Below are 12,208 nucleotides of genomic sequence, written 5' to 3' on the forward strand. Positions count from 1 at the left end.
AGCTCATGGACAAAGCCGCCTATCTCGACTTCGTGGTCGAGATCATCCGTCGATCCGACGACCAGAAGGGCTTCCAGATCCTGCCCCGCCGCTGGGTCGTCGAGCGGACCTTCGGCTGGATGACAAGATGGCGCCGCCTCGTGCGCGACTACGAGCAGCGCATCGACGTCTCGCAAGCCATGATCCTTGTCGCAATGGGCGGCAATCTCATCCGCCGAAACGCTCACCCGTGAATTTCAAAACGGACTCTAAGTCCGGGTCTTGGCGGTGCGGCAAACACCGCCGAGTTGACCACTGCAGTCATCGCTGCACTATCTGGTGTAAGCAGCACTTGTTGCTCCTGAGCGGGCTAGGCATTGGCAGCGCGCCGGTTGCGAGCGTGTCGGATCTCCTCGACGCCGGAAAGTTGTCACGGGTCCTGCCCACATGGTCGACTCCCCTGGAAGCGCTTTACCTCTATTTTCCGAGCCGTCGTTACCAACCAGCGGCATTGCGCGCGTTCATCGCGTTTCTGAAGGGCCGCTCCTATGCTCCACTCCACCTGCATGGTAGGCACGATGGAAACGTAGATGAGCGGGATGGGAGGGTCGGCTGATTGCGATCCGATCGCGTCCGGCGCCGAATTCGCGACCTGGCCGAAGCACCTGGGCATCGACACCTTGCAGCCGAAAAAGGCTTTCGAACCAACCAAGTCATTGCGATTTGAGCCTGCACAACGACGGCACTGCGCCCAGGAGGCTGGCACTGGGGGCGCTTCCGGGCGTTGGAACGTCAAAAATTGCAACCGGGAGCCTTTCGAGGAGTGAAGAGATTTTGGTTACAAACAATCCACATATTTTTGGATGCGCATTAAGCACAATTAAATGTGTCAATGATATAAACGAAAGAAATAGCTGGGGTCACTCGTGATGGAAATATCGAAATCGCTACAGCAAGAACATGGCCGTTCGCTAGTATTTCTAGAGGCACTTAGAGATGGAATCTCGCGTGCTCTGCCGGGGGTTACGCTCGCCTCGGCAACAATTGCGGTACTAGTCTCCGGTTGTGCAATGGTTCCGGGCAAGGCAGTAACCGTGTCGTCCACATCGACAGAGTCTGGCTACCCGGATATGTCTGGTAGCGAAAGGAAGACGATGGCGCCTGAGAAGGCAATCAAAGGGACGCTGCCCATCAGAGTCGCAAGCCACAGCTTCCTTGGCCGCGCGCCCTATATCTGCAGTCCAAGCGGCTTTGGAAGGACGTCGGGTTGCTTTCTTCGCCGAGGCTAGCTTTCTGATACACAGCATAGGCAGGTTCCATGCCGCGTGCGACTATCCTGGCGCTGTGCCTTATTTTTCTGCAACTCGCGCTGCCGGCCGTGTCGGCCGCGGGGCCGGCCCCGGACATCGACACGAGGGAAACAACATCGATCGGACCAAATCGATCCATTGACAGGGCGACCGCGACATTTCGGTCGTTGTTGCTTGGCGTCTATGATCCGCACGACCAGTTGCAGGATTCGGACCGGTCCCGCATCGAGCATGTGTTTGTCTATTGGCAAGCCGTGGATGAGCCAATGCTCACGGCCAAAATGCGCTTCGCAGAGATGAAGGGGCGCACACTCATGGTGACAGTCGAACCCTATACAAAGGCAGCAAACTGGCGCGATGGCGGTGATCATCTGTTCGCGGACATTATGAGCGGGAGATTCGACCGGCAGATTGCTGCCGTTTGCAGTGCGGTAGCGAGCTATCAGGGCGGTTACTGGATCCGCTGGGGTCACGAAATGGAGCAGCCCACAGACCGCTATCCGTGGGCACGCGGCGATGCGCATGGCTACATAGCTGCCTATCGATACTTCGTCGATGCCTGCCGAACGATCGCGCCGCGCGCTCAGTTCGTTTGGTCGCCGAAAGGCGAGCGCGAGCTTGCTGCCTATTACCCCGGCGACGACTATGTCGACCTGATCGGCGTGTCTGTCTGGGGCTTGGAAAAATGGGACCGCGAGCGGTATGGCAAGCCGCGGGGATTCGCGAAGACTTTCGACCAGAAATACCGTCGCGTCGAGAAATTCGGAAAGCCCATCATCGTTGCGGAGTTGGGAGTGGCCGGTCGCAAGGCATATCGCCAGAATTGGATGTCCGAGATTTCCGCGCTCCCGGCAGGCAGCAGTCCATTCCCGCTGCTTGCCGGGATCGTCTACTTCAACGACAAGGAGCCGTACCACTGGCCGGGTGGATATGGCTCTCCGGATTGGCGCATGACTGCGTCAGACCTTGGACTGTAGCTGGCCCTTGCAAGCCAACCCAGCCGCAGCTGAATGTTTATCTGCTGGTGGCTGACAGCTTCGCCTCGATCTTGCCCAGGTTCGCGCTGACATAGTCGCCTGGGTGCAACTTGCGGTATTCATCGCCCACTTTGATCGGCGCGTTCTTGAACGCATACCATTCGCCGTCCGGCTCCCGCTTCTGGAACACGACACCATCCTTCTTGCGGTGGCTGAAGCACGTCAGAGCCGGCGCTGCGCCGCTTTTCACGTGCCATGTGGCCTTGAAGCAAAGCTTGCCTGGATCGGTGAGGAACCAGCGTCCGACACCGTAGGAACCTGCGCTGCCTCGGCCTGTCACGGCGGTGAACCGGCGCTGCTTTGACGGGAAATAGCCCGCCCCGTCCTTCCAGAGCCAGGATCGGTTTGAGTACAATCGAAAGAGCTCTTCGGTCGTCAGCGGTGTCGCCGCTTTCGCGGCGTTGCCCACTTTGCTCTGTGCCGCAGCAGCATCGAACGACCCCACGCCCACGCAACTGCCGATCGCAACGAGCGCCAGCAATTTCCGCAATTTCCGCATTTTCGTTTCTCCTGATTGCAAGGATATCTTCGGCGCCTAGTTCGTGGCCTGTCCAGTGACGACCCGCCAATCGGGGCGGCCATAGCCATCCGGCCAAGGATAGACCTCCCGATCGTTGAAGTAGACAACGGCGCTCAAGCTCGGGAACTCCGGGTGCTTCTGCGCAACAGTCGCAGCCCAGTTCCGCACGTAGGCCTGGTCGCCTTCGTAGCCCAACTCGGCCACCATGATCGGCTTGCCGAAGCCTTCGGCCAGCCGGTAGCCCGGCTCGAGCGCCTCAGCGAACGTCCGGTCCTTTCCGAAATGATCGCGGTCGTACCGCTGGAGGCCGAACACGGAGAGGCCGACGATGTCGACGAACTCGTCGCCGGGATAGAAGCTGACCAGGTTGGGGTTTCCCTTCGGCGACCACATGTACTTGGCTGTCCTCAGGTGCTTGCGGCATTCCGTCACCATTCGACGATAGGCAGCGACGTAGCTCTCGGGTTTCCAGTGTGCCCAGGTGAACTGGTTATCGGTTTCGTCCATCTCCTGCGCCCAGCGAATGATCACCGGGCTCTTCAGGCCGTCAGCGGCCGTGCAGACCGATGCCATATAGGCATCGTAACGGCCGCTGAGGACCCCGTTAAGGAGCTCCTCCGAGGTCACTCGCCAGTCCACCGACCATGACCAGGGCTCGACCGATATGAGCAACGACCGGCCGCGCTGCAGGGCATATTCGTCGGCAATGGCCAGCGTCGACAGATCGACGTCTTCCCAAGGCAGGAAGAGATGCTCGATCTTGACGTTCGGGTCGCTGCCGAAGTCGCCGTGCGGGTCATAGGCACCGAAATCGACCGAGGTCTCGGTGATGACCGGCCGCTTGTCGGTCACCTGGTCGGTCGTCTGCGTGCCGGCAGTAGGAATGCCGCGCGGCACGTTGGCCGCCAGCACCGCCCCCGACAGAGCCAGCGTGGCGAGCGAGAGCGCGATCATTTTCGACGTATTTTTTCCGACAGTCTTCATTGGTGTATCCTCCTGACGGTCTTCACTGTTGTGTACTGAGATTGGCATCGGAGAGTTGCCTTGCCGGCTCGAGCTCGGACTTGATCCGCTCCAGGTTGGAGGAGACCAGGTCCTGGCTGACGAGCTTGTTGAACTCGTCGTTGTCGGCAGCGGCGCCGTGCTTGAAGACATACCAAGCGCCGGACGGCTCCCTCTTCTGATAGACGGTGTCGCCGAGCTTCTTGTGGCTGAAGCAAGTCTTGTTGGAAACGATGCCGGACGATGAGTGCCATTGCGCCTTGAGGCAAAGGCGGCCGCGGTTAGTGACGAGCCATCGGCCTTCTGCCCAAGTAGACTTCTCCCCGGACCCGGCCCACGCCGTAAAACGGCGACCGTCAGTGTGCATCCGACCCGCCCCGTTGGGCCATAGCCACGACTTGTCGTGGTAGAGTATGTACAGCTCTGCGCCCGTCATGGCCCGCGCGTCCGCCGGAGCTACGGAATGTTTGCCGCCGGCTTCAGCCGGGGTTTCGAATGCGCAGACGGCGAGCATGCACGATGTTGCCAGCAGGCAGCCTCGGAGCGCCGCTGCGGTCCGCGTTTCCCAATTTGCGATGGGTGACTTTTCCATCATTTCAGTCCTCACTCACAATGGTCTCTGGACATCATGCGTCGGGGCAGGTCTGTTGCCGGACATGGAGCCGGCACGCTGCGGCACAGGTCGGCCGATACTCGTTACTTGAAAACCGGCCGCCTGTGCCGCGCCCCGCCCAAACGCGTTACGAAGATCGATGAGGATCGGAGACCGCATCACCTGCCTCAAGCGATAGAGATCAAGCTGGCGGATACTCTCCCATTCGGTGACGACGATGACGCAGTCCGCGCCGCGGACGCATTCATAGGGATCGTCGAACAGCGCGACATTTTCGAAGATGCGCGCTGCATTCTCCATGCCGATTGGATCATGTGCGCGGATGGTGGCGCCGAACCTCTGCAGCGCCTCGATCAATGGCACCGAGGGTGCATCGCGCATGTCGTCGGTATCCGGCTTGAAGGTCAGGCCGAGAATCGAGATCGTCAGCCCATCGACATCTCCCCCGACAGCATCGACGACCTTGAGTGCCATCTTCCGCTTGCGGGCTTCGTTTGCGGCCACTGTCTCTTCGACGATGCGCAGCGGGACGCCGTAATCCTGCGCTGTCCGAAGGAGCGCCAGCGTATCCTTGGGAAAGCATGAGCCGCCATAGCCCGGTCCAGCATTCAAGAAGGCTTTTCCGATACGGTGATCGAGGCCGAGACCCAGCGCCAGTTCACTGACATCGGTGCCGACCTGCTCGCAAAGATCGGCAAGCTCATTGATGAAGGTGATCTTCGTCGCCAGGAACGCGTTCGACGCATATTTGATCAGCTCAGCCGCGCGCCGCTGGCTGATGATAATTGGCGTATTAGCGTCGGCGAGTGGACCGTAGAGGGCCAACATCGCTGTTCGCGCATGTTCGTCCTCCGCGCCGACGACAATGCGGTCTGGAAACAGGAAGTCGTCGATTGCCGCCCCTTCGCGAAGGAACTCGGGATTGGAGACGACAGAAAAGCTTTCCGGCGGGCGGACTGTGGAGATGATCTTTTCAACAATGTCGCCCGTACCGACCGGGACAGTCGATTTGACAGCCACGACCGCATAGCCTTCGAGCGAAAGCGCGATCTCCTTGGCCGCCGTATAGACGAATGAAAGATCGGCATCGCCAAGTCCGGGGCGGGGCGGAGTTCCGACCGCGATGAAGACAATGTCGACACCCCTCATGGCGGTGGCGAGATTGCTGGTGAAGGACAGCCTGCCAGCTGCCCGGTTGCGCCGCACAAGCGTCTCCAGGCCGGGCTCGTAGATCGGCAGCTTGCCTTGCTTGAGCTGCGCGATCTTGTCGACATTCTTGTCGACGCAGACGACCTCGTTACCCCATTCGGCAAAGCAGGTGCCGCTGACGAGACCGACGTAACCAGTTCCGATCATTGCGATTTTCATTTTTCAGCGCCTTCTGTGCCTTCTTGCGTCTACAGCGTGGAACCCGGCTCTTGCCGGAGCCATCTGGGATTGAATGTCGTCTTGCTAAGACCTGGTCCGCCGATGCCGGCCCCGGCGACGGAGTATTTGACGTCGAACAGGCTGAGGCGTCCGGCGCCCCAAGCAAGCGATTCAATGCCGTCCCTCCCACGCTCGGCCGTTGCGATTCCGGGCAACATGAAGAGTACCAGCAAGCTGGTCGCCATCGCGGGCCGGTAGGAGCGCTTTGTAGTCCTGACTCGGTTCTCGCGACCGTGCTGGACTACGATGACGAGGAGCAGCAGTGCGTACAGCACCGAATTGATGATTGCGAAAATGTAGAAGCCACGGGTTTCGCCGGCGTCGCCTATCAGCAGCACGGGCAGCGCCGATGCGATCGACAGAAATCCGTAGGGTGCAAGAACGCGCGTCGGCAGCGGCTCGACTTCCGACGTTCCCTTCGGAGTAATGCGGAAATCAACGAAGGAAGCTGTCAGCCAGTCGTGTACTGCAGCGATCGTCCCCGCCAAGGCCCAGGGCCAGCGCGCGAAGAGAAAGAACATGCTCTCCCAACTCAGGACCTTTGCGTCAAACGGCCTGAACGAGCCGGTTGCGCGCCAGCGGAAGGCCACGACGACCAGGATCATCGAAAGCGGTGCGAAATGCACCAGGAAGTCGGGGTAGGTGACTGCGACAAAGTTTTCGCGGCGCACGAGCGCGATGATCGGCAGCGCAAACATCAGCGTCATGAAAAGTGCAAAGAGCGGGTACCAAAGCTGCGAAAACAGGAACTGGAACTTCAATCTGGCTGGCAGGCGCGGGACGAAGGTTGGGGAATACTTGAGGAGCAGCATCACCAGGCTGCGTGACCACTGAAACTCCTGGGTGACGAGATCGGCGAACGTGCGCGGACCGTCGCCATGGGCAATGGCGTCCAGCGCGTGAGCGCCACGCCAGCCATAGGCGTTCATCATCAGGGTCGTAGAATGGTCTTCCGCAAGCTCCGGTCCGAGACCACCGATCTCTTTCAGCGCGGCGCATCGCACTGCATAGTGCGAGCCGATGCAGAGAGGGGCGAGGCCGCCGTTGTAGCCGGCCTGGAGCGAGCCGTGGAGGCTGGCTTCGGCGTAGAGTCGCCCACGTGCGGACCAGCTTTCGGCTGCGTTGCGGTCGCAAATACTGGGCGCCGATACGTAACCCACCCTCGGGTCGGCAAAGGGACGCAGCATTTCGTGCAGATAGCCCGGCTCCGGCACGTGATCGGCATCGAGTTGCACGACGAAATCGTAGCGCTCATAACCGTAGTGATCGTAGAAGAAGGCAAGGTTGCCTTCCTTACAGCGCGTGCGCCGCGGCCATGTCGCGCGGTGGTAGTCGCTTCTGCCTTTGCGCGTTGAAACGAAGACGCCATGCCGCCGGCACCAGTCCAACGTTTCCGGGGAAGGATCTTCGTCGGCAAGCCAGGTATCGTGCGGCACGTCCTGGGCAAGCATCGCGTTCAACGTCACGGCCACGATCAAGAACGGTTCGGAAGGCGCCTTCGTCACCACCATGGCGACGCGGCTTCCGACCGGCAGCTGCAATGGCCCATTGGGTCTACGGCTGCGATAGAAGATGACCATGAAATATGCCGGCAGCAGCGTGACCCAGGCAAGGACTACTGTGACGCTCACAAATCCGAAGAGACCCACATAATGATCCGGCTCGAGCCACCAGACCCAGAAGTTGACGAGCGCCACCAGCCACGCAAACGCGCCGACGAGAAATTCGGCACGCCGGCGATCGGTCAGAACGGGCACCATCAACGGCGTGGTCGGCCGTCGACCAGCATTCCTCGTCAGTTTGCCGATAGCGGTGGTCACGCCTGCGCCTCCCGTCCAAAGAAGGGCGCAGCGGTCCGTACGATCGTGTCTAGGTCGGAATACTGCGGTGAGAAGCCGAGTGTCTCACGGGCGAGGGTCGGATCAGCGTAGAGCACCGGCGGGTCGCCGGGTCGCCTCGGATGCAGTTCGATCGGCACCTCACGTCCTGTGATCCTGGCAACGATATCCAGGATCTGGCGTATGGAGGATCCTCTCCCGGTCCCGAGATTGACGGCCAGGTTTTCACCGCCGCCAACAAGATGACGGAATGCAAGCACATGCGCCTGCGCCAAATCGGTCACATGGATGTAGTCGCGTACGCAAGTGCCGTCCGTGGTCTCGTAATCGTCGCCGAAGACCGCCAGATGCGAAATTCGACCCCCGGCAGCAAGCAAAGCTCTCGGGATCAAGTGGGTTTCGGGATCGTGCCACTCGCCGAGTTCGCCGTCGGGATCGGCGCCGCAGGCGTTGAAGTAACGCAAGGCCACATACCGCAAGCTGTAGGCCGCCGAGAAATCGCCCAACATCTGCTCGGCGATCAGCTTCGTCCTACCGTAAGGATTGACCGGGTTTTGCGGCGTCCCTTCCCTGATCGGGAGAGCGGCAGGGATGCCGTAAGTCGCGCAACTCGATGAAAAGATGACCTTGTCGACCTTGGCTTCGCGGCAGGCATCCAGCAGCGACAAAGTTCCCGCGACATTGTTCTGATAGTATTTCGATGGATCCTCGACAGATTCGCCAACATAGGCGGAAGCCGCGAAATGAATGACAGCATCTGGCTCGAACAGCGCGAGTGCTCGCGTAAGATGAGCTCTATCGAGAATGTCGCCCTGCACGAACGGGCCCCAGCGCACAGCCGATCGATTGCCGGTCGTCAAATTATCGTAGACGACCGGCTCCACCTCACCAAGGCTGAGCAGCTTGGCAGTGTGACTACCGATGTAGCCGGCCCCGCCCGTCACTAAGACCCTATGCGCGGACATCACGCCGTCTCCGCAAGCTCTTGCGATTCCGAGATCAGGAGGCGGTCGAAGTAGGCGATCGTCTGCGCAAGGCCGTCGGATAGTGGAATCTTCGGCTGCCAATCCAATTCGCCCATAGCGAGCGAGATGTCGGGCCGACGCTGGCGCGGGTCATCGACCGGCAGCGGACGGTGCACGATCCTGGAGCGCGAGCCGGTCAGAGCGATCACTCGCTCGGCCAGTTCCCGAACGGTGAATTCTTCGGGATTGCCCAGGTTGACGGGACCGGTGAACGACGGCGGCGAAGCCATCAGCCGGACGAAACCGTCGATCAGGTCGTCGACGAAGCAGAACGAGCGGGTCTGCGAACCATCGCCGTAGATGGTTATGTCGTTGCCTTTCAGCGCCTGGACGATGAAGTTCGATACTACGCGTCCGTCGTCGGGTCGCATCCGGGGACCATATGTGTTGAATATCCGGGCGACCTTGATCTCGACGCGGTGCTGTTGATGGAAATCGAAGAACATCGTTTCGGCGCAACGCTTGCCTTCGTCGTAGCAAGAGCGCGGACCAACCGGATTGACGTTGCCCCAATAGGATTCGGGCTGCGGATGAACGTGCGGATCGCCGTAGATTTCGGAGGTCGAAGCCTGGAAGATCTTTATGCCGCGCGTCTTGGCCAGTTCGAGAAGATTTAGCGCGCCGAGCACGCTGGTCCTCATAGTCTGGATGGGATCGGCCTGGTAGTCAGGCGGCGATGCTGGGCAGGCGAGATTGTAGATTTCGTCGACGTCGATAGTCAGAGGCAAAGAGACGTCGTGCCGGACGACCTTGAAGTTCGGCCTGCGTCTCAGGTGGTCGAGATTGCGGATACGGCCTGTCGTGAAATTGTCGACGCACAGCACCTCGTGGCCCTGGCCGAGCAACCTCTCGCACAAATGTGATCCAAGAAAACCTGCGCCGCCAGTGACAAGAATACGTCGAGCTGCCCCATCTTGGCGCAACAAGCGCAAGCCGCTCGAGGCATCTCCAGCAGGGCGCCCATGTATTTCCGGTAAACTATTCATCGCCCGATCCACAAATAATAGTCTTTGTTATATCCAAAGAAATGCTGCGTCAGCTCGGCGTCGCGGAACGCCTATTGCGGTGTTGCGCAACAGTGCCGAGTGTTTAGCCAGAGATTTCTTTTTAAGAGGAGAAATTCTAATGGTTAACCGCCACGTATTTCCCTTCCAGCCATATCTTCTATATGTGTAGGGCTGGCGATTGTCGTTAGCGCGGTATCCAGAATCTTATCCTGGAATACATATATTGAGGTAGTTTAGCATGACCGCATGTTCACAAGCCTTGTGATCCTCTCAAGGCTTGTCATTTTTCCAAGCACACAACATAATTGGACTTGGCGGTGGGTTGTCGGAATTGAATACGACAGCGTTTGATGGACCCGCGCAAGAACTCAGACGGCACGTCCAAAATCGCGCGACCGCTAGGGCGCGAACAACGCCGTTGGCCGCGCTTGCCCTCATCCGAAGCAGAGGTGCCCGACCCGCAAGATCCACCGGCACTCGTTCCGTTGTCTTTTTCCACCCGTGACCTAGTGCGGGAAGACCAGTTCGGGGCTTGGCAAACCCTTTTGGCGCCACTCGTTGACGTTAGGTTGCCGGATGGCGTCTTTCCGAGCGACGGTTTTCCCGCCGACCACACCGCCTGGAACCTGGGCAGTATGCTCATTGTTCAGCAGCGCGCTCCGGCCCATAGCTACATCCGTTCGGACACTAAACTCCGATCCAGTTCGATCGATCACTGGTACGTTGCCCTGCTGCGTACAGGTCGAGCTTGGACAGAGGTCGATGGCCGGGTTGCGCTAGGCAAGCCTGGTACGATGGAGCTTAGATCGCTTGGCCATCCGTTTCGCGGACGGACGACTGAATCTGAAAGCCTCTTCCTTTACCTGCCTCGTGAACTTTTTGAACACTCGGCAGCGGCGCTGGATGCGAAGAACAATTCAACCCTGTCAGGGAACGTCGCCAACCTCCTCATCGACTACATAAGTGGAATAGAGGCGAGGTTGCACGCTCTCAGTGCTAACGATCTTCCCCGTATCGTGCATGCGACGCGTGACATGATCATGGCCTGTTTTTCACCGTCGAAAGATCAAACTGCAGTGGCAGAGCATCTGGCAGGGGTAGCCTTGATGGAGCGGGCCCGCCGATACATTCAAGGCAATCTCGACGCAATCGACCTGACACCCGACACGGTGTGCCGAGCGCTCGGCATCTCACGTACCCGCCTTTATCAGCTGTTCGAGCCAAATGGTGGGGTCAGCCATTATATTCAAAGACGACGTCTCCTGACGGCTCATGCCGCGCTGAGCGACCCGGAGGAAACTCGCCGCATCATTGATATTGCTGAAGCTGTCGGGTTCAACTCGGCGGCTAATTTTAGCCGCGCGTTCAGCAAGGAGTTCGGCTACAGCCCGCGTGAAGCTCGCAACGCGATGGCGATGCCTCGTTTCGTTCACTCGATCTCTGCTTTTGAGCGAGACACGCCCCATTCTTTTGAGGATTGGCTCAAAATGCTCGGAAGTTGATCCAAACCGGCATGACGGTATAAGCAGTCAATCGATTAGAAATGTCAGAGCTGGGTGCAGCTTCTTTAGGTTTGGTAAAGATTTCGATTGCCAAGGAACCTCCGAAGTTCCGCGGACAATAAATTTTACATCTGGATTCTTACGGATCTCAATTGTAAATTTTGCTAGAAGATTAATTCCAGAGGAATTTAGAAATTCAAGATCCCTAAGGTCAAGTGTAATAGAGGTAGGCTTTGAATAAAGTACACTTGTCATCAAAGACAGAACTGGTTTATAATCTTTAGAGTCCGCCAGCCGCATTACTCCATCAAAATAGATATCGCTACCCTCATTCCAAACCCGATAGTCTTCCGTTTTTATTTCCATGAGCAGTCCTACCCCATTTCGCTACGAGCGTTTGAGACTGGAATGGAAGCGTATGCTTCCACCCAGACCCGATCGTTTTCTTCGGTCGGGCTGAAGATCCAAGCCAGACGCGCCCCATAATCACTCATCAAAGTGAGCAATCCAAGACCGGACTGCGTGGCTTCGGAGTCAGCAGCATTCGCCTCAATTCGCTGAATCAGCAGTTCGCCCGGATCCCCGACGGTAATCTCGGAAAGGAGGTTCTGAAACTCAGAAGCGATGTCGTCGACCGCGAGGTTCGACACCTTGACCTTGAAACTCTCCGAATCGATGGACGCTTCGATCAGAACCTCGCCTGGCGCGCGGAACTTCATCGCATTCTCCACGAGCTCGTTGACCAGATATCCGATGCTGTGCCGCACCTCCTTGTAGTCGTTGCGCGACGCCTGGAAGCGAAGAGCGAAAAGGTCGGCGATGAAGTCTGAAGTCGTAGCGCAGTGATGCCAGCTCAGTTCGAGCGGACCGTCGAACAGTCGCACGCGGCTCACGCTGTCTCTCATACCTATCGCAATATCAGCCGGCCCAAATAGAGTAGTCATTTC

At 58.6% G+C, this 12,208-nt stretch carries 12 protein-coding genes; 3 read left to right on the forward strand and 9 right to left on the reverse strand.

The window, feature by feature from the left end; all coding sequences use genetic code 11:
- Positions 1-233: transposase (locus EN859_RS17725; RefSeq protein ID WP_145971997.1), on the forward strand; the 233-nt coding region annotated here is incomplete at its 5' end.
- A 1,064-nt stretch (positions 234-1,297) separates the two neighbouring features.
- Positions 1,298-2,266: a glycosyl hydrolase gene (locus EN859_RS17740; protein ID WP_127854356.1), complete on the forward strand. Its 969-nt coding sequence runs from the start codon at positions 1,298-1,300 to the stop codon at positions 2,264-2,266.
- A gap of 37 nt (positions 2,267-2,303) precedes the next feature.
- On the opposite strand, the gene EN859_RS17745 is transcribed toward EN859_RS17740, so the two are convergent.
- From EN859_RS17745 to EN859_RS17775, 7 genes are read right to left on the reverse strand one after another with little or no spacing between them, the layout of a single operon-like run.
- On the reverse strand, positions 2,304-2,825 hold the full coding sequence (locus EN859_RS17745; protein WP_127854355.1) for a DUF995 domain-containing protein: 522 nt from the start codon (positions 2,823-2,825) through the stop codon (positions 2,304-2,306).
- 36 nt (positions 2,826-2,861) lie between these two features.
- Positions 2,862-3,830: a glycoside hydrolase family 26 protein gene (locus tag EN859_RS17750; protein WP_245525598.1), complete on the reverse strand. Its 969-nt coding sequence runs from the start codon at positions 3,828-3,830 to the stop codon at positions 2,862-2,864.
- Between the two features lie 22 nt (positions 3,831-3,852).
- Positions 3,853-4,443 carry a DUF995 domain-containing protein gene (locus EN859_RS17755; RefSeq protein WP_127854354.1) on the reverse strand — a complete coding sequence of 197 codons (591 nt, stop codon included), beginning with the start codon at positions 4,441-4,443 and terminating at the stop codon, positions 3,853-3,855.
- A 12-nt stretch (positions 4,444-4,455) separates the two neighbouring features.
- On the reverse strand, positions 4,456-5,829 hold the full coding sequence (locus tag EN859_RS17760) for a UDP-glucose/GDP-mannose dehydrogenase family protein (protein ID WP_127854353.1): 1,374 nt from the start codon (positions 5,827-5,829) through the stop codon (positions 4,456-4,458).
- A 29-nt stretch (positions 5,830-5,858) separates the two neighbouring features.
- A complete protein-coding gene (locus EN859_RS17765) occupies positions 5,859-7,649 on the reverse strand; it encodes a glycosyltransferase family 2 protein (protein WP_127854372.1) in 1,791 nt (596 codons plus the stop codon).
- Between the two features lie 56 nt (positions 7,650-7,705).
- Complete coding sequence (gene galE, locus EN859_RS17770; protein ID WP_127854352.1) at positions 7,706-8,692, reverse strand: UDP-glucose 4-epimerase GalE; 987 nt, start codon at positions 8,690-8,692, stop codon at positions 7,706-7,708.
- Positions 8,692-9,738 carry a UDP-glucuronic acid decarboxylase family protein gene (locus EN859_RS17775; RefSeq protein ID WP_127854351.1) on the reverse strand — a complete coding sequence of 349 codons (1,047 nt, stop codon included), beginning with the start codon at positions 9,736-9,738 and terminating at the stop codon, positions 8,692-8,694. Before EN859_RS17775 ends, galE begins: the two co-directional genes overlap by 1 nt.
- A 371-nt stretch (positions 9,739-10,109) precedes the next feature.
- Here EN859_RS17775 and EN859_RS17780 point away from each other — a divergent pair, with 371 nt between their 5' ends.
- A complete protein-coding gene (locus tag EN859_RS17780; RefSeq protein WP_127854350.1) occupies positions 10,110-11,261 on the forward strand; it encodes an AraC family transcriptional regulator in 1,152 nt (383 codons plus the stop codon).
- Between the two features lie 27 nt (positions 11,262-11,288).
- Here EN859_RS17780 and EN859_RS17785 read toward each other — a convergent pair whose 3' ends face one another.
- Together EN859_RS17785 and EN859_RS17790 are read right to left on the reverse strand one after the other, a co-directional pair.
- On the reverse strand, positions 11,289-11,627 hold the full coding sequence (locus tag EN859_RS17785; RefSeq protein ID WP_127854349.1) for a hypothetical protein: 339 nt from the start codon (positions 11,625-11,627) through the stop codon (positions 11,289-11,291).
- Positions 11,628-11,635: 8 nt separating this feature from the next.
- Positions 11,636-12,205 (reverse strand): ATP-binding protein, encoded by a 570-nt coding sequence (locus tag EN859_RS17790; protein WP_127854348.1) that lies wholly within the window; start codon positions 12,203-12,205, stop codon positions 11,636-11,638.
- Positions 12,206-12,208 lie beyond the last annotated feature (3 nt).

The organism is Mesorhizobium sp. M00.F.Ca.ET.216.01.1.1, assembly GCF_004010325.2.
GTDB lineage: Bacteria > Pseudomonadota > Alphaproteobacteria > Rhizobiales > Rhizobiaceae > Mesorhizobium.